The following is a 17,818-nucleotide window of genomic DNA, read 5'->3' as shown; positions in this document are numbered from 1 at the left end:
GTGGCCGCCACGGGCGGCCTGGCGGGTCTGACTCAATGGTTGAGGTCGACCCGCACTATCTCTTCCTCGTCGCGATACTGACGCTTGAGCTCGCTCTTGCTCTTCATCACTATCTCGCCGTCACGGCCGATGTTCATGTGCTCGGGGTTGTCGAGGTGCATCGCCTGCCAGGCCATCACCGCCTGCAGGGAAGTGGCCTTCTGCTCGTCGGTGAGCGGCTTGCCATCGGGCCACTTGCCGAGCTCGACTGCCGTCTTGAGGCGCTCGTACACCTCTGTGGGCATCTGCCTGATTGCTTGTAGAAACTCACCTTGTTGAAACGACATCCGGCCTTCTCCTTGCACATTGAGCCATGACGAATCGGGATCAGGCCGGCAGATCCTGGCGGACTGCGCCAGCCATCTGCTCCATCACCCGCACTACCTGACAACTGTACCCGAACTCGTTGTCATACCATACGTAGAGCACGCAGTGATCCCCCTCGGCGATGGTGGCCTGGGAGTCGACGATACCCGCAAAACGGGAGCCCACCATGTCGGAGGAGACCAGCTCGGTGCTGGCGCTGAAGTCGATCTGGCGATGCAGGGCCGAGCTCAGCGCCATCTGTTGCAGATAGGCGTTGAGGCTCTCCCGATCGGTGGTCTGGTCCAGCGACAGGTTGATGATGGCCAGCGACACGTTGGGGGTGGGCACCCGGATGGCGTTGCCGGTCAGCTTGCCCTTGAGCTCGGGCAGCGCCTTGGCCACCGCCTTGGCGGCGCCGGTGCTGGTCATCACCATGTTGAGGGCCGCGCTGCGACCGCGGCGCTCGCCCTTGTGATAGTTGTCGATGAGGTTCTGGTCGTTGGTGTAGGAGTGGACCGTCTCCACGTGGCCGTGGCGGATGCCGTACTTGTCCTGCATCACCTTGAGCACCGGGGTGATGGCGTTGGTGGTGCAGGAGGCGGCGGAGATGATCTTGTCATCGGGCCCGATCACCTCGTGGTTGACCCCGAACACCACGTTCTTCATCTCCCCCTTGCCGGGAGCGGTCAGCAGCACCCGGGCGGCGCCGCGCGCCTTGAGGTGTTCAGACAAACCGGCCTCGTCTCGCCAGACCCCTGTGTTGTCGACGATCAGCGCATCGTGAATGCCGTAGGCGGTGTAGTCGATGTCGGCCGGGCTGTTTGCGTAGATCACCTGGATGAAGGTGCCATTGGCGATGATGGCGCTGCGTTCCACATCCACCTCGATGGAGCCGTTGAAGGGGCCGTGCACCGAGTCGCGGCGCAGCAGGCTGGCACGCTTCTCCAGATCACCGTCGCGGCCGCCGCGCACCACGATGGCGCGCAGCCGCAAGGAGTTGGCGGCGCCGGTGCGCTCGATCAGCAGCCGGGCCAGCAGGCGGCCGATGCGGCCAAAGCCGTACAGCACAACGTCGGTGGGGGCTGGCACGCCGCGGCCCAGGGCCGGTGCCAGCTTGGCACGCAGGTAGTCGTCGATGCCGGCTTCATCCTGGTGATCCTGCCAGTAACCCACGGCCAGCTTGCCCAGATCGATCTCGGCGGCGGTCGGGTTCAGGGCCTGGATGGCTTGCAGCAGGGGGAAGCTCTGTTGGATCGGGAGGGGAGCTCCCTGGTGGCGGCGAACGACCCGGTGGGCCTTGAGGATATCGATGGTGGAGGCGTTTTGCAGCGGGCGGCCGAAGATGGTGATCTCGATCCCCTGCTGGCGGTAGAGGCGACCGATCAAGGGTTGCATGGCTTCGGCGAGCTCCTGGCTCTCCTGCCACGCCTGCAGATAGTGCTCGTGGGTCATTAACCAGATCCTTTATTTCACGTTGTTGGGGCAAATAGAAATTCGTCGAATGCAGATCAGTGTAGGGGTGTATATTTCGTTATATTATTCTGCAGTCGCGGCCTTATACGGCGCGCGCATTGTAATGGATATGTAATCTGTTTGCTAGCCAAGGGTGGCCATGGCAGGCTGCAATTGTTACCAACAAGATATGAACCATGACCCCTTTTCCAGCTCGTTCCCTGTTGTTTGGCCTCTGTTGCGGCCTGCTGCTCACCGCCTGTGACGATGACAGGATCCACAACATCTGCGCCAATTACCCGGCCCTCTGTCAGGATCTGGTGGACGATGGCTGGTGTCGTTACGAGCGCAGCGACATCATCCGGGCCCGCTACTACCTGCAGGCGGAGGGGAGTGAGCGGCGCCAGTACGAGTTGATGCGCAGCCTGGAGCGTTATCTCAAATGCGCCGAACGCTCCACCAACATCGAGTACAAGCGGGCCCGCGAGCAGAAGAGCCCGCGGGTGGAGGGGATGCTGGCGGCCGGCGAACAGCTGGCCCAGCTTGATGCCGCCACCCGCAACGCCACAGATCCCTACCTGCTGCTGTGGCACTGGACCAACAACACCAACGAGCTGGCTCGCCAGCAGTTTCTGGCGCTGGAGGGGCAACCCGTGCTGGAGGAGCCCGAGCTGCAACTGGCGCTCGGCGGCATCTATGCCAAGAGCGAGCCGCAAAAGGCCATCGCGCTGATGCAGCACGCCCTCTCCCTCTACCGGGAAGGGGAGCAGGTCAACGGCCGGATCCTCACCTCCCTCAGCACCCTCTACATGGGCCAGAAGCAGTACGGGCAGGCTTATCTGTGGGGCAAGGTGAGCGAGTCGTTCCAGAATGCCGCCGAGGTGTCGGCCACCCGTTTTAGCCTCTATCACTCCCTGAGCAAGCAAGAGCAGGAGAGCCTAGACAGCCAGGCCGCCACCCTGGTCGAACAACTGAAAAGCGGGACCTATCGTCCCTGAACCCTGATGAACCACATTGAATCCCTGGCCAGCGACTGGCCACACCCCTTCGACATCCGGCTCACCCACGGTCGGGTCAACACCGATGGCCGCCAGCTGGAGCGGGTCACCGTCAGGGCCGTCGTGCTGCGCGGTGATCAACTGCTGCTGGTGCATTCCCGGGTCAACGGCGATCTGATGTTTCCCGGTGGCGGTATCGAGCAAGGGGAGTCCCACCGCACGGCCCTCGCGCGCGAGCTGCGCGAAGAGTGCGGCGCCGAGCTGGTGGCGGTCGGTGCCCTGCTCGGCGAGACGCGGGAGTACCGGCCGGCCCGCGAGACCGACTACGACGCCTACTGCATCCGCTCCTTCTACTACCTCTGTCAGGTGGGGGAGGCGTGGTGCGAACCCCAGCCCCAGCCCTACGAGATAAGGCTCGGTTTCACCCCCGGCTGGTTCGAGCTGGCCGAGGCGCTGCAGACCAACAAGACCCAGCTGGCGGGCCCTTGCCCCCAGTGGACGGTGCGGGAGACCCGGGTGCTGGCCGAACTGCACCACTGGCACGAATCCGGCCTGCTGGCGTGACTCGGGCCCCTTGAGGCAGATGTAAAAAAACCGCCCTAGGGCGGTTTTTTGCGTTTGCTGCCGCTCAGGGCGTACAGACCGGGCAGAGGGCGTAGGTGCCCTGCGGATCGTTGAAGCGGGTCAGCGGGCCCAGGTTGCGGTTTACCTCCACCAGCGCCTTGCCGAGCCCGGCCGGCAACCAGCTCTGCAGGTGGGAAGCCAGCACTTGGGCGCTGCTGTCGAACAGCTGGCGCAGGAACTTGTCTTTGGCCGACTCTTCCTGCTCGATGGGGGTGACCTGCCACTCCTTGAGGTTGGCCAGCTCGGCTGCCGCCTTGATGGCCGCCTCCTGATCGCCAAACTCGTCCACCAGTCCCAGCGCCTTGGCATCCTGACCGGTCCAGACCCGGCCCTCGGCCGCTTTCTCGGTCTCTTCCGGGCTCAGGCCACGGCCCTTGCTGACCAGACCGACGAAACGCTGGTAGGTATCTTCCACGCTCAGCTGGATCGCCTGGCCGACGTGTTCCGGCAGGGCTCGGGTCAGGCCGACGCCGACATAGTCGGTGGTGCCGATGCCGTCGGTGTGCACCCCGTACTGGGAGAGCGCCTTGTCGATGGTGGCGAACATGCCGAACACCCCGATGGAGCCGGTGAGGGTGGTGGGGGAGGCGAAGATCTTGTCTGCATCGGCGGAGATCCAGTAGCCGCCGGAGGCGGCGTAGCTGCCCATGGAGATCACCACCGGCTTGCCGGCCTGCTTGAGGGCCAGCAGCTCGGCGCGGATCTGCTCGGCGGCGAAGGCGCTGCCGCCCGGGCTGTCGACCCGCAGCACCAGGGCTTTCACCGTGTCGTCGCGGCGGGCATCGGCCAGCAGGTCGGCGAGGCTGTCGCCGCCGATGGTGCCGGCTGGCTGGACGCCATCCATGATGGCGCCGCTGGCGACGATGAGGCCCACCTCATCCTTGCCGCTCTGGGGATACTGGCTCGGAATGGCGGCCAGGTACTCCTTGAGGCCCACGCCCTTCCAGCCGTGGTCATCGCTCTCGCCCACTTCCTTGATCACCGCCTGGGTCATCTCGTCGCGGGTGGCCAGCTGGTCCACCAGACCGTTGTCGAGGGCGTAGTTGGCGGCGTTGCCGCCGGCCTTGCGCAGCAGCTCGAGGAAGCGATCCTTGCCCGGCGCCACGGCGTCCGGTTCGATCTCCCGCTGCTCGGCCACGTCGGCCACATAGGATTGCCACAGCTGATCCAGCCAGCGCTGGTTCGCCTCCTTGCTCTCGGGGGACATCTCGTCACGGGTATAGGGTTCGACGAAGGATTTGTAGGTGCCGACCTTGAACACGTGCGGGGTGATGTTGAGTTTCTCCAGCGCCGACTTGTAGTAGGTCTGGTAGACGCCGAGCCCCTCGATCACCACGGCGCCGCTCTGGTTGAGCAGCACGTGATCGGCGTGGGCGGCCAGCAGATATTGGCCCTGGGTGTAGAAGTCGGCCATGGCAATGACTGGCTTGCCGCTCTCCTTGAAGGCATCGATGGCGCTCGCCACCTCCTGCAGTTTGGAGAAGCTGGTGCCCTGCAGCCCCTGCGGTTTGATCACCAGCGCCTTGATGCGATCGTCATCCTTGGCGCTTTTGATGGCCCACAGCAGATCGGAGAGGACGATCTCGCTGGGCAGCTCGTCGCTGTTGTCCACCTGGCGCAGCAGCTGCACCGTGGGATCGGTCTGCGAGCGCTGTTCCACCAGCACGCCGGAGAGATTGAGGGTGAGGGCCCCTTCGATGGGGGCGCTGGGCGCCTCTTTCTGGCTGACGCTGAAGACGATGATCAAGACCACGACGAGAAACAGCAGATTGACCAGCATCAGCCGGGTGAAATTGAGCAGGCGCCACAGGCTGCGAAACAGCCAACCCAGACCTTTGAAAATAGACATAGTCGCGTTATCGCCCTGTTAATGGGGAGGGAAGCGCCATTATTAACCAGTTGGCCGGTGAAATGCCATTTCCGCTTGGACAGGATCGGAGCCCGGTTGTTCGGAACACGTCTGTTCGCCGAAAAATTGTCCAAACATTTGTTTGAAAAAGCATTTTCGATTCTTTACTCTAGCCTCGGTTTGATAACAAAAAATTAACTGGAGGCCCTGTGAGCCGCCCACGCATCCAGCTGCCGTGTCTTGGGCTTGAGCCCGGACGGCGGAGGATGGGCGTGGTGCCATCCAGCCCGGCCTCGAAAAGGAGTTCATGATGAGCCGTTACCCGACCCTGCTGACCCCCCTCGATCTCGGCTTTACCCAGCTGCGCAACCGCGTGTTGATGGGATCCATGCACACCGGCCTCGAAGAGGAGAAGGGGGGCTTTGACAAGCTGGCCGCCTTCTATGGCGAGCGGGCCCGGGGCGGGGTCGGCCTCATCGTGACCGGCGGCATCGCCCCCAACCTGCGTGGCCGGCTGGTGCCCCACGGCTCCCAGCTGAGCTTTCCCTGGCAGGTGGCCAAGCACAAGAAGGTGACCAGTGCGGTGCATCAGGGGGGGGGCAAGATAGCGCTGCAGATCCTCCATGCCGGCCGCTACGCCTATCATCCATTCAGCCTGGCGCCGAGCGCCCTCAAGGCCCCCATCTCTCCATTCAAGCCGCGCGCCATGAGCGAGCGCCAGATCCGCGGCACCATCCGCGACTTCGCCGCCACCGCGCAACTGGCCAGGAGTGCGGGTTACGACGGGGTCGAGGTGATGGGGTCGGAAGGCTATCTCATCAACCAGTTCATCTGCGAGCGCACCAACAAGCGCACCGATGGCTGGGGTGGCTGCAGCGAAAACCGCATGCGCTTCCCAGTGGAGATTGTCCGCGCCATCCGCGAGCGGGTCGGGCCGGATTTCATCATCATTTTCCGCCTCTCCATGCTGGATCTGGTGGAGCAGGGCTCCTCCCTGGAGGAAGTGATCGCCCTTGGCAAGGCGCTGGAGCAGGTGGGGGTCACCCTCATCAACACCGGCATCGGCTGGCACGAGGCGCGCATTCCCACCATCGCCACCAGCGTCCCGCGCGGCGCCTTCAGCTGGGTGACCGCCGAGCTGAAAAAACACCTCAAGGTACCGCTCATCACCACCAACCGCATCAATACCCCCGAGGTGGCCGAGCGCATTCTGGCGGGCGGCGAGGCGGATATGGTCTCCATGGCGCGCCCCTTCCTGGCCGACCCCGAATTTGTCATCAAGGCTGCCGAGAACCGGGCGGACGAGATCAACACCTGCATCGCCTGCAACCAGGCCTGCCTGGATCACGTGTTCAAACAGAAGCGGGCCTCCTGCCTGGTCAACCCGCGCGCCTGCTTCGAGACCGAGCTCACCTTCGGCCGGGTGCCCCAGCCCAAGAAGCTGGCGGTGGTGGGCGCCGGTCCCGCCGGGCTGGCGTTTGCCTGCTACGCCGCCGAGCGCGGCCATCAGGTGAGCCTGTTCGATCAGGCCAGCGAAATCGGCGGCCAGTTCAACTTCGCCAAGCAGATCCCGGGCAAGGAGGAGTTTCACGAAACCCTGCGCTACTTTGCCAGGCGGCTGGAGAAGTGCGGCGTCGAGCTCTATCTGGGCCAACGCCAGAGTGCCGAGAGCCTCTTGGGCGGCGGTTTTGACGAGGTGATCCTCGCCACCGGCATCCGCCCGCGCACCCCCAACATCCCGGGCATCGAGCATGCCAAGGTGATGAGCTACCTCGATGTCTTGCGGGATCACAAGCCGGTGGGCGAGAAGGTGGCGGTGATTGGCGCCGGCGGCATCGGCTTTGACGTGGCGGAATACCTGGTAGAGGGCAAGGGAGATCGCAGTCGCGATCACTGGCTCAAGGAGTGGGGCATCGACAAGCAGCTCGGCGAGCGCGGCGGCCTGATGGCCCCGGTGATCGACGCCCCCGAGCGCCAGGTCTGGCTGCTGCAGCGCAAGGAGAGCAAGGTGGGCGACGGCCTTGGCAAGACCACCGGCTGGATCCACCGCACCGTGCTCAAGAACCGCAGGGTGGAGATGCTCTCCGGCGTGCAGTACCTGCGCATCGACGACGAGGGGCTTCACATTCAGGTGGGTGAACAGCAGCAGTGCCTGCCGGTGGATCAGGTGATCATCTGCGCCGGCCAGGAGCCGCTCAAGGAGTTGCAGGCCGGTCTGCAGGCGGCGGGCAAACCGGTACACATCATCGGCGGCGCCGACGTGGCCGCCGAGCTGGACGCCAAGCGCGCCATCCGCCAGGGGGCCGAACTGGCGGCGGTCATCTAGTCGACGGGCCGCCACGTATTGCGACAAACCCCTGATGCTCAGGGGTTTTCTTCATCTGGTGCTGTGCTAAGGTAGCGCCATCATAGCCCCTGACAAGGAACTGCCCATGGATGCCCTCCACCTGTTACTGAATCGTCACTCCTGTGGTCGTCTGGCCGAGCCCGCCCCGAGCGGCGAGGTACTCGACAATATCCTCAAGGCCGGGCTGCGGGCGCCGGATCACGGCACCCTGACCCCCTGGCAGTTCATTCTGTTCGAAGGGGAGGGGCGTGAACGGCTCGGCACCCTGCTGGCACAGGCCGCTCGCAGCCGCGGCGAGGATGAGGAGAGCATCAAGAAGTGTCAGGAGGCCCCGCTGCGCGCACCGCTGCTGATTGCGGTGGCAACCCGCTATCAGGAGCATCCCAAGGTGCCGCGGCTGGAGCAGGAGCTCTCCGCCGGCTGCGCCCTGATGGCGATGCAGATGGCGGCCCAGGCCCAGGGCTTCAACGGCATCTGGCGCTCCGGCTGGTTCATTTTCGACGAGCAGATCAATGAAGGGTTGGGACTGACACCGGAGGATCAGCTGGTGGGCTTCCTCTACCTCGGTACCCCCATGCTGGAGGCCCGCAAGCTGCGCGAGCTGCCGGTGAGCGAGTTCGTGCGCCGCTTCTAGTCTGCTTCATTACCGGCAAGGCCCTGACTCGTCAGGGCTTTTTTGTTTCTGGTGGCGGGCTGTACTGATATTTGGAAGATTGCCAAGAGGGAGGCCGTGGCTGGCAGGGAATTTTTTAAATAGTGAGATGTCGTTCTCAATCCTGGTTTATTACGCTATGTAAAACGTTTGCGCCTCGTTAATATCCCTGTGCCAGTTTAGAAGGTGACCCCTTCTAATTTTCTGCGATGAGAGTCGCAATTCCGTAGCACCTTTTTACAGCCCAACGTCTTGATGACATTGGGCTTCATTTTTATGGGCGTTTTTCAGATGCCAATACCCTTAACCGGCAAACCCACCTTTTTACAGGCCATCATGGTCTTGATGGCATTGGATTTCATTTTTATGGGTGCTGTTCAGGCGCCGGTATCCTTAACTCCCTAATACCGGCAAACCCACCTTTTTACAGGCCATCATGGTCTTGATGACATTGAGCTTCATTTTTATGGGCGCTTTGCAGGTGCCGGTACCCTCAACTCTTTAGGATCGGCAAACTCACCTTTTACGGGTAGTTCTCGGTACGTGTTGCTAGCTCACCGGCGTCTTGCCTTTGGCGGGCAGCACGCGGGCCGGGTTGCCCACTACCCGGGCGCCGGCCGGCACGTCTTTGGTGACCACGGCTCCAGCACCCACAATGGCCTCCCGCCCTATGGTGACACCGGGCAGCAGAATGGCGCCGCCGCCGATCCAGACCCTGTCCTCGATGGTGACCGGCAGCGCCGTTTCGATCCCCTGGATCCGTTCATCGGCGTCCAGCGCGTGGGCGGCGGTGTAGATCTGCACGTTCGGCCCAATCATCACCTCGGCGCCGATGCGAATGGGGGCGTTGTCCAGCAGGGTGGCCCCCATGTTGATGTAGCTGCGCTCGCCAAGGTGGATGTGGCGGCCATAGGTGCAGTAGAGGGGCGGGCAGATGAAGGCCCCCTGGGCCAGCTCGCCGACGATCTGCTGCAGCAGCGCCAGCTGTTCATTCTCCTCGTCGCTGCGATTGAAGCGGCGGTACAGGCGGGCCGTCTCCCGGCGCAACAGATCCAGTTCCGGCGCCATGCAGTTGTAAGGCTGGCTGGCGATCATCTTGTCGTACTCGGTCATGGCGGCTCCTGTGGCTTGCCTTGGTGGCGCATGGGGTTCACATGTTAGCGGTCCGGCCGCCGGATAACCGTGATCAGCGGCCCGCTACGGGCAGCATCAGAGAGATGGTTGCTTGAAAACAGACGGGGCTCCCGTGTGGGAGCCCCGTTGATAGTTTGGCAAGTGCCGCTTAGCCGAGTTTGCGGCCGATGGATTGGCAGCTGCCGTGGCTTGCTGCTTATCAGCCGAGTTTGCGGCCGATGGGTTGGCAACTGCCGTGGCTTGTTGTTTATCAGCCGAGTTTGCGGCCGATGGGTTGGCCGCTGCCGTGGCTTGTTGGTTATCAGCCGAGTTTGCGGCCGGAGAGGCGGCACCACTCTTCCTTGACGGCGGTCGGGTCCATCTCGAACCACTGGCCGTAGATGGTTTCCAGCTCCGGCGCCTGGCTTTCCAGCACGCCGGAGAGGGCCATCAGGCTGCCCGCTTTGCCGTGGCCGGCGATAAGCGGCGCCAGCTCGCGCAGCGGGCCGGCCAGGATGTTGGCGACCACCACGTCCGCTTCGACATCTTGCGGCTGATCCGCCGGCAGGTAGAGCTCGATCTGATCGGCGACGCCATTGCGCATCGCGTTGTCACGGCTGGCCTGGATGGCCTGCGGATCGATGTCGATGCCGATGACCCGGGCGGCGCCCAGTTTCAGGGCGGCGATGCCGAGGATGCCGGAGCCGCAACCAAAGTCGACCACGGTTTTACCGGCCAGATCCAGCCCGTCCAGCCACTGCAGGCAGAGCGCCGTGGTGGGGTGGGTACCGGTACCGAAGGCCAGACCCGGGTCCAGCATGACGTTGACCGCATCGGGGTTCGGCACGTCGCGCCAGCTCGGGCAGATCCAGAGCCGCTCGCCGAACTGCATGGGGTGGAAGTGATCCATCCACTCGCGCACCCAGTCCTTGTCCTCCAGCTGCTCCACCTTGTAACCCACGTCTTCACCGAAGATCTGCTGGAAGAAGGCGATGGTGGGGGCCGGATCGGTTTCGGCGTCGAACAGCCCCATTACTTCGGTCTCGCCCCACAGCGGGGTTTCGCCCGGCATGGGTTCATAGACGGGCACATCCTTGGCATCCATAAAGGTCACCGCCTGGGCACCACGCCCCAGCAGCATGTTGCTCACCTTGTCTGCGGTCTTGGCAGTGGCGTTGATTCGAATTTGTATCCAGGGCATGGCGTCGACTCTTCATAAATGTGAAACCGCGGGATTCTATCATCATGGGCGTGTGCTGTCGTGGTTTGCCCATGCAGTGTGGTGGAGGAGGCGGACTTTGCCGAGTTGGCACGGTTCGTGTATTCCTCATTGGGTGACGGGAAGCAACCTGTTCCCGCTGAATGCTTTGCTCTAGGAAAGTTCCGTCATCTTTTTCAGCCACCTTCGGGTGGCTTTTTTTTTGCCTGCAGATTGGCCGGGGGCTGCAGACCCCGGTGGCAGGGTGCAATGTGGCAAGCAAGCGGGGATAGGGGCGGGATTGGCACACTAGCTGCAAAGATACAGAGGTCCTGCATAAGGATATGTGTGTGATTGTTACCCCAACGTTCAGGTATTTAGGGCCATCCCGGCGGGATGGCCCCTTTTTTTGGCTCTTTTTATGGTGATGCTGCGTGGTGACTGTCTGTTGCCTGAGGTGAGCTGTGCTGTGATGGGGCTTGTCACTGGTGAGTTCACCCCATGATGGTGCAGTTTTTACCCATAAGGGATTAGTTGCCGAACTGGCTCATGTCGATCACCAGCTTGCCCACCATGCGGCCGGCTTCCACTTCGGCATGGGCCTGAGCCAGGGTAGTCGGGGTCAGCTCGGCCACCACCTTGCTGAGGGTGGTCTTGACCACGCCCTGGTCCACCAGCGCGGCGACCAGCCCCAGCAGGTTGTGCTGCTCGACCATGTCCGGGGTCTGGAACAGGGAGCGGGTGAACATGAACTCCTGGCTGAAGGTGACACTCTTGCTCTTGAGCAGGGAGAGGTCCCAGGGCACGCTCGATTCGGCGATGGTGCAGATATGGCCGAACGGGCTGATGAGGCTGGCCATGGCATCCCAGTGCTGCTCGGTGGCATTGGTGCAGAAGATGGCGTCCACCTGAGTGATGCCGAGGGCGGTGAGCTCCTCCTGCAACTGGTGATGGCTCACCACCTGGTGGGCCCCCATCTGCAGGCACCAGGCCCCGGTCTCGGGGCGCGAGGCGGTGGCGATCACCTCCATGCCGGTGAGCTGGCGGGCCAGCTGGATGGCGATGGAGCCGACCCCGCCGGCGCCGCCGATGATCAGCAGCCGTCCGCGGCTCTCGCGGGTGAGGCGCATGCGCTCGAACAGGGTCTCCCAGGCGGTGATGGCGGTGAGCGGCAGGGCGGCTGCTTCCAGGTCGCTCAGGCTGGTGGGGGCGAGGGCGGCGATGCGCTCATCCACCAGTTGCAGGGCGCTGTTGCTGCCGGGGCGGCTGATGTCGCCGGCATACCAGACCCGGTCGCCCGCCTTGAACAGGGTCACCTCGCGGCCGACGGCGATCACTTCGCCCACGGCGTCCCAGCCCAGCACCCGCGGGCTGCTCTCGACCTTGGCCTTGGGGGCACGCACCTTGGTGTCCACCGGGTTGATGGAGGTGGCCTTGACCCGCACCAGCAGGTCGCGCGGGCCCGGTGTCGGGTCGGCCAGATTGGCTTCGATGAAGCAGTGGGGGTGATCGCTCGGCAGATAGTGGGTCAGGGCGATGGCTTTCATGGCAGTTCCTTTCAAATCGGTTGGATGGGGATTGCCAGCCACTCTAGTCTGGTTGATTATTCAGATTAAGATGGGTAATTGGTAAAGACTGTTTGAATATATGAACAATGTCGAACTGGAGCTGATGGGGCTGTTCGCCACCGTGGTGGAGCAGGGCAGTTTCACCGGGGCGGCCGAGTTGCTCGGCATGCCCAAATCCTCGGTCAGCCAGAAGATCTCGCGGCTCGAGTCCCAGCTCGGGGTGCGCCTGTTGCAGCGCACCACCCGCCGGCTGAGCCTGACCCCGCAGGGGGAGGTCTATGTGGAGCATTGTCAGGGGCTGCTGACGCTGGCTCGCAGCGCCAATCTGGCGATGGCGCGACTGCGCGCGGCCCCGGCCGGCCGGGTGCGGATCACCGCACCGGAGGCCACCGGCACCCTGCTGCTCGGCCGGATCCTGGCCGAGTTTCGGGCCCTCTATCCGGAGGTGGTGCTGGAGCTGACCCTCTGCGATGAGCAGCTCGATCTGGTGGGGGAGGGTTACGATCTGGCGCTGCGGGCGGCGCCGCTGAAAGACTCCAGCCTGATCTGCCGGCGCATCGGTCAGGTGCCGCGCCATCTGGTGGCGGCGCCCGCCTATCTGGCGGCCCACGGCACGCCGCAACAGCTGAGCGAGCTGGGGCGATACGCCTGCCTGGTGCACACGTCGCTGCCGGTGTGGCCGTTGCAGGAGGGAGGCTGGCGGCCGCAGGGGGCTTGTCTGAGCAACAGCCTGCTGGCGCTGCGGGAGCTGGCCATCAACGAGGGGGGAATTGCCCTGCTGCCGCATCATGTCTGCGAAGGGGATCTGGCGAGTGGCCGATTGCAGAAGGTACTGCCGAGCCACCCCATTCCGGCCAACCCGTTCTACCTTATCTATCCGAGTCGGGAGCATCTGGCCCCCGCCCTGCGCAGCCTGATGGACTTTGTCGCCGAGCGGTTGCCGTTTGCCTGAGGCTACCAGCCGCTCTGGCCGGCGGACTCCTGATTGGGCTTGAGGCCGAGTGGCACCGACTGGCGCTCCGCCAGCATGCGGATCTGCCCCTCGATCAGGCTGGCGTTGGGGCCCAGCACCAGTACCAGCTGATGGTCGTTGAGCTGGATCCAGGAGAGACAGCCCAGCCCCAGCAGGCGGGATTGATCCACCAGCGAGATGTCGCGTACCCGCAGGCTGAGGCGGGTCAGACAGACGCTCATCGCCTGCAGGTTGTCCATGCCGCCCAGCACCTTGAGGTACTGGATTGCCAGCATCTGGGGATCGGAGGGGGCGACGCTGGCCAGGCGTGGGTGTTCCGGGGCGATGGGCTTGCTCGGCAGGCTGAGGGGCGTGCGCTCCAGCAGCTGATAGAACAGCAATGTGTAGGCGACGAAGAACAGGATGCCGACCGGAATGAGCCAGAAGCTGTGCTCGCCGGCGTGGTAGCTCAGCACCAGATCCAGCAGGCCGGCGGAGAAGTAGCTGCCCACCTTGATGCCGAGCGCGCTGCAGGTGGCGAGCGACAGGCCGGTCAGCAGGGCGTGGGCCAGAAACAGCCAGGGGGCGGTGAAGGCGAACAGGAACTCGATGGGTTCGGTGATGCCCACCAGCGCCGAGGTGAGCGCCAGGGTGAGCAGCAATCCCCCCTGCGGCAATCGCTGCATGCGCTGGCGGTGCAGCCAGATGGCGAAGCAGGCGCCCGGCAGGCCAAACATGATGATGGGGTAGAGCCCGGCCACATAGCCTTCGTGCAGCGGCTGGGCGCTGGCCAGCGCCTGCAGGTTGCTCTCCCCCAGCCCGATGAGGCTGCCCAGCACCTGATGCAGGCCGAGCGGGATCAGCAGCCGGTTCAGCACGCCGTAGCAGAAGGCGCCGAACGGGGTGGTGAGCAGTTCGGAGGCGAGCAGGGTGATGCCCTGTTCCAGCAGCGGCCAGAGCAGCGCGAGGGGGAAGGCCAGCAGCAGACAGGTGAGCGCCGAGGCGAGCAGGCTGGTGAAATCGCCGTTGACCAGCCGCAGCCAGTGGGGCATGGGGTGGCGCTTGAGCCAGGGGTAGACGATGGCGGTGGTCAATCCCGCCAGCAGGCCGCAGATCATGTCGCTGTGCAGGCCGGGGGCCAGGGTGCCGAGCGCCGAGCTCAGCAGCAGAAAGTTGACCGCACCGGCCAGCGCCTGGGTGCCTTCACCCTGGCGGCTCAGCCCGAAGGCGATGGCCACCGCATAGATGAGCGGCATCTGGCTGAACAGGGCGCGGCCGGTGAGGGAGAGCACCGCCAGATCCAGCACGTCCGGCTGGCCGAGCCGATAGAGCAGCGCGGCCAGCGGCAGGATGGAGACCGGCAGCAACAGGGCGTAACCGAGTCGCTGCAGGGCTTGGGTCAGGATCTGTCTGGCGTTCTGTACGGGCATAAGGGCGCGGCATTTTGTGACATGGCGCACAGTTTACCCGTAAAACACCCATTTTGGGATAGTTTCGGAACCCTTTATTAATCCATCGATGATTGCGGCTCAAACAAGCGCCGCACATGCTGGCTCGGGGCCGGGGTCAGCAGGCTGACCAGCACGAAGGCAATCAGCCCCAGCGCCAGGCTCGGCACGATGGCGTGCAGACCGGCCGGCTTGATCTCCCACTGGCTCAGGATGGCGTAGCAGAGGATGCCGCACACCATGCTGGCCAGGGCCCCCGGGCCATTGGCCCGCGACCAGTAGAGGCCGAGCACCAGCGGCCACAGGAACACCGCCTGCAGGCCGCCGAAGGCGAGCAGATTGAGCCAGATGATCATCTCGGGGGGCTGCAGCGCCGCCAGCAGCACCAGGGTGCCCAGGATCAGGGTGCAGAGCAGGGAGAGGCGCGGCACCCGCACCTCCAGCTTCTCCTGGCCGGCCTTCTCCGGACTCAGGTAGTTGAGGTAGAGATCCTTCACCAGGGTGGCGGAGGCCTGGATCAGCTGGGAGTCGATGGTAGACATGATGGCCGCCATGGGCGCCGCCAGGAAGACCCCCGCCAGCCAGGGGGGCAGTACCTCCATCATCAGGGAGGGCATGATCTTGTCCGGGCTGTCCATGCCGGGCAGGATGGCGCGGCCCAGGGCGCCGGCCAGGTGCATGCCGAACATCAGCAAGGCGCTGACGATGGTACCGATGAGGATGCCGCGGTGCAGCGCCTTGCTGTCGCGATAGCCGAAGCAGCGCAGCGCCGAGTGGGGCAGCCCCACCACCCCGATGCAGACCAGCACCCAGAAGCTCAGCATGAAGGGCTGGGTCAGCAGGTCGCCGGCTCCCTGCGGGCTCACCAGCTTGGGATCTATTACCTTGAGCTGGTGGATGAGGTTGGGCAGGCCGTCACCGGCCACCAGAATGCCCGCCAGCAGCGCGCCGGTGCCAATTAGCATGATGATCCCCTGCAGCGCATCGGTCATCACCACGGCGCGAAAGCCGCCGATCACCGTGTAGAGCAGCACGCAGCTGGCAAACAGCAGGAGCCCCTGCTGATAGCTGAGGCCGGTGGCGGTCTCCAGCAGACGGGCGCCACCGATGAACTGCACCACCATGGTGGCGATGAAGGCGAGGATGATGGTGACCGAGCCTAGCACCACCACCGCCTTGCTCTGGTAGCGGGCCCACAGCATGTCGTTGATGGTCACCGCATTGACCCGGCGGGCGATGATGGCGAACTTCTTGCCAAGCACCCCCAGGGTGAGCCAGACGGTGGGCAGCTGGATCATCGCCAGCAACACCCAGCCCAGCCCGATCTTGTAGGCCGCCCCCGGCCCGCCGATGAAGGAGGAGGCAGAGGTGTAGGTAGCCACCAGGGTCATGGCCAGCACCAGCCCGCCCATGCTGCGGTTGCCGATGAAGTACTCCTGCACGAAGTCGCCGCCTACCCGATGGCGGCTGGCCCAGAAGCCGACTCCCAGCACCAGCACCAGATAGATGCACAGCGGCAGCATCAGCTCAAGATTCATGGGACGGCTCCTTGGCATCGAGGGGAGGGGAGTCGAGGGGGATGTCCACGAACAGACGATCCACCATCAGGCCACACAGCACGATGAACAGCAGCGGCATCAGGATGCAGCTGAGCAGGAACCAGAGCGGCATGTCCCAGCATTCGATCTCTGCGGGGATGAAATAGGCCGTGCCATACCAGGCAAGGAAGTAGAGCAGGGTCAGCAGCAGGCAGAGGGCTGCTTCCCGGCGAGCGAGCGCGAAACGATTCACCTTGGCCTCCGACAATTTTGAGGGGCGCAAGGATAACAAAAAAGGGCCATGTCGCCATGGCCCTTTTTCAACAGAGGCTCCTTGTGGAGCCGACGCCCACCGACATGGCGGTCTTCGTCAAGGATCCTTACAGACCCAGCTTCTTGTGCAGGTAGTGGATGTTGGTCCCACCGTGCTGGAAGTTTTCGTCCTTCATGATCTCTTTTTGCAGGGAGACGTTGGTCTTGATCCCTTCCACCACCAGCTCGTCCAGCGCCTGACGCATGCGGGCGATGGCGACGTCGCGGTTTTCACCGTAACAGATCAGCTTGCCGATCATGGAGTCGTAGTAAGGCGGTACCTTGTAGCCGGCGTAGATGTGGGAATCCCAGCGTACGCCCAGACCGCCCGGCGCGTGGAAGCGCTGGATCAGGCCCGGAGACGGCATGAAGGTGGCCGGGTCTTCGGCGTTGATCCGGCATTCGATGGCATGGCCACGGATGCGAATGTCCTGCTGGGTGATCGACAGGGGCTGACCGGCGGCGATGCGCAGCTGCTCCTTGATCAGATCCACACTGGTGACCAGCTCGGTGACCGGGTGCTCAACCTGGATACGGGTGTTCATCTCGATGAAATAGAACTCGCCGTTCTCGTACAGGAACTCGAAGGTGCCCGCACCGCGGTAGCCGATCTCGATACAGGCGCGCACGCAGCGCTCGCCGATGAACTTGCGCATCTCTTCGGTGATGCCGGGTGCCGGCGCCTCTTCGACCACCTTCTGGTGACGACGCTGCATGGAGCAGTCGCGCTCGCCCAGGTAGAGAGCGTTGCCCTGGCCGTCTGCCAACACCTGAATTTCGATGTGGCGCGGGTTCTCCAGGTACTTCTCCATGTAGACCATGTCGTTCTTGAAGAACTGGCCCGCTTCGGATTTGGTCAGCGCGATGGCGGCAGACAGCTCGGCTTCACTGCGCACCACGCGCATGCCGCGACCACCACCGCCACCGGCGGCCTTGATGATCACCGGATAGCCAATGCGCTTGGCGATGGCGGCGTTGTGCTTGGCATCGCTGTCGACCGGACCGTCGGAGCCCGGTACGCAGGGCACGCCCGCTTTCTTCATCGCCTCGATGGCGGAGACCTTGTCACCCATCAGGCGAATGGTCTCGGCGCGCGGGCCGATGAAGATGAAGCCGGATTTCTCGACCACTTCGGCGAAGTCGGCGTTCTCGGAGAGGAAACCGTAACCCGGGTGGATGGCGACGGCACCGGTCACCTCGGCGGCGGCGATGATGGCCGGCACATTGAGGTAGGAGTCGGTACTGGCCGGCTTGCCGATACAAATGGTTTCGTCGGCCAGCAGCACATGCTTGAGCTCCCGGTCGGCGGTGGAGTGAACGGCCACTGTCTTGATCCCGAGCTCTTTGCAGGCGCGCAGGATCCGCAGGGCAATTTCACCGCGGTTGGCGATGACTACTTTGTCCAACATGGGTGGCGACTTC

15 protein-coding genes are annotated in these 17,818 nt (G+C 63.8%); 5 read left to right on the top strand and 10 right to left on the bottom strand.

What is annotated here, in order from left to right; translation table 11 throughout:
- Positions 1–32 precede the first annotated feature (32 nt).
- Both R2E40_RS17690 and R2E40_RS17685 read right to left on the bottom strand, forming a co-directional pair.
- A complete protein-coding gene (locus R2E40_RS17690) occupies positions 33–326 on the bottom strand; it encodes a YeaC family protein (RefSeq protein WP_318164023.1) in 294 nt (97 codons plus the stop codon).
- 40 nt (positions 327–366) lie between these two features.
- On the bottom strand, positions 367–1,797 hold the full coding sequence (locus R2E40_RS17685) for a glyceraldehyde-3-phosphate dehydrogenase (protein ID WP_318164022.1): 1,431 nt from the start codon (positions 1,795–1,797) through the stop codon (positions 367–369).
- A gap of 197 nt (positions 1,798–1,994) precedes the next feature.
- Between R2E40_RS17685 and R2E40_RS17680 the strand changes: the two genes are divergently transcribed.
- Both R2E40_RS17680 and R2E40_RS17675 read left to right on the top strand, forming a co-directional pair.
- On the top strand, positions 1,995–2,795 hold the full coding sequence (locus R2E40_RS17680) for a DUF2989 domain-containing protein (protein ID WP_202001721.1): 801 nt from the start codon (positions 1,995–1,997) through the stop codon (positions 2,793–2,795).
- Between the two features lie 6 nt (positions 2,796–2,801).
- The gene (locus R2E40_RS17675; protein ID WP_318164021.1) at positions 2,802–3,359 is read left to right on the top strand and encodes an NUDIX domain-containing protein; all 558 of its coding nucleotides are present in this window, start codon (positions 2,802–2,804) and stop codon (positions 3,357–3,359) included.
- A 64-nt stretch (positions 3,360–3,423) separates the two neighbouring features.
- Here the strand turns inward: R2E40_RS17675 and sppA are convergent, their stop codons facing one another.
- A complete protein-coding gene (gene sppA, locus R2E40_RS17670; RefSeq protein WP_318164020.1) occupies positions 3,424–5,268 on the bottom strand; it encodes a signal peptide peptidase SppA in 1,845 nt (614 codons plus the stop codon).
- 310 nt (positions 5,269–5,578) lie between these two features.
- Here sppA and R2E40_RS17665 point away from each other — a divergent pair, with 310 nt between their 5' ends.
- Both R2E40_RS17665 and R2E40_RS17660 read left to right on the top strand, forming a co-directional pair.
- Positions 5,579–7,594 (top strand): NADPH-dependent 2,4-dienoyl-CoA reductase, encoded by a 2,016-nt coding sequence (locus R2E40_RS17665; RefSeq protein ID WP_318164019.1) that lies wholly within the window; start codon positions 5,579–5,581, stop codon positions 7,592–7,594.
- Between the two features lie 106 nt (positions 7,595–7,700).
- Positions 7,701–8,249, top strand: coding sequence for an NAD(P)H nitroreductase (locus R2E40_RS17660; RefSeq protein ID WP_011707121.1), 549 nt, complete (start codon positions 7,701–7,703; stop codon positions 8,247–8,249).
- A 567-nt stretch (positions 8,250–8,816) separates the two neighbouring features.
- Here R2E40_RS17660 and R2E40_RS17655 read toward each other — a convergent pair.
- From R2E40_RS17655 to R2E40_RS17645, 3 genes are all read right to left on the bottom strand, one after another.
- Positions 8,817–9,380: a sugar O-acetyltransferase gene (locus R2E40_RS17655; protein ID WP_318164018.1), complete on the bottom strand. Its 564-nt coding sequence runs from the start codon at positions 9,378–9,380 to the stop codon at positions 8,817–8,819.
- 322 nt (positions 9,381–9,702) lie between these two features.
- Positions 9,703–10,581 (bottom strand): 50S ribosomal protein L11 methyltransferase, encoded by an 879-nt coding sequence (gene prmA / locus R2E40_RS17650; protein ID WP_005298012.1) that lies wholly within the window; start codon positions 10,579–10,581, stop codon positions 9,703–9,705.
- 527 nt (positions 10,582–11,108) lie between these two features.
- The gene (locus R2E40_RS17645) at positions 11,109–12,125 is read right to left on the bottom strand and encodes a zinc-binding alcohol dehydrogenase family protein (protein WP_318164017.1); all 1,017 of its coding nucleotides are present in this window, start codon (positions 12,123–12,125) and stop codon (positions 11,109–11,111) included.
- Between the two features lie 100 nt (positions 12,126–12,225).
- On the opposite strand from R2E40_RS17645, the gene R2E40_RS17640 reads away from it, so the two are divergent.
- Positions 12,226–13,098 (top strand): LysR family transcriptional regulator, encoded by an 873-nt coding sequence (locus tag R2E40_RS17640; RefSeq protein WP_318164016.1) that lies wholly within the window; start codon positions 12,226–12,228, stop codon positions 13,096–13,098.
- Positions 13,099–13,100: 2 nt separating this feature from the next.
- Here R2E40_RS17640 and R2E40_RS17635 read toward each other — a convergent pair whose 3' ends face one another.
- The 4 genes from R2E40_RS17635 to accC form a co-directional block, all read right to left on the bottom strand.
- A complete protein-coding gene (locus tag R2E40_RS17635; protein ID WP_024944285.1) occupies positions 13,101–14,528 on the bottom strand; it encodes a PTS transporter subunit EIIC in 1,428 nt (475 codons plus the stop codon).
- Between the two features lie 77 nt (positions 14,529–14,605).
- Positions 14,606–16,084 carry a sodium/pantothenate symporter gene (gene panF / locus R2E40_RS17630; RefSeq protein ID WP_043120971.1) on the bottom strand — a complete coding sequence of 493 codons (1,479 nt, stop codon included), beginning with the start codon at positions 16,082–16,084 and terminating at the stop codon, positions 14,606–14,608.
- Entirely contained in the window at positions 16,074–16,352 is a 279-nt protein-coding gene (locus R2E40_RS17625) for a YhdT family protein (RefSeq protein ID WP_016351749.1), read from the bottom strand. Before R2E40_RS17625 ends, panF begins: the two co-directional genes overlap by 11 nt.
- A gap of 112 nt (positions 16,353–16,464) precedes the next feature.
- Positions 16,465–17,805: an acetyl-CoA carboxylase biotin carboxylase subunit gene (gene accC / locus R2E40_RS17620; protein WP_011707113.1), complete on the bottom strand. Its 1,341-nt coding sequence runs from the start codon at positions 17,803–17,805 to the stop codon at positions 16,465–16,467.
- Positions 17,806–17,818: the final 13 nt, after the last annotated feature.

The organism is Aeromonas sp. CD (assembly GCF_033349375.1).
Taxonomy (GTDB): domain Bacteria; phylum Pseudomonadota; class Gammaproteobacteria; order Enterobacterales; family Aeromonadaceae; genus Aeromonas; species Aeromonas hydrophila.
The sequence above is the reverse complement of the archived record's forward strand: the minus strand, read 5'-3'. Positions and strand labels throughout refer to the sequence as shown.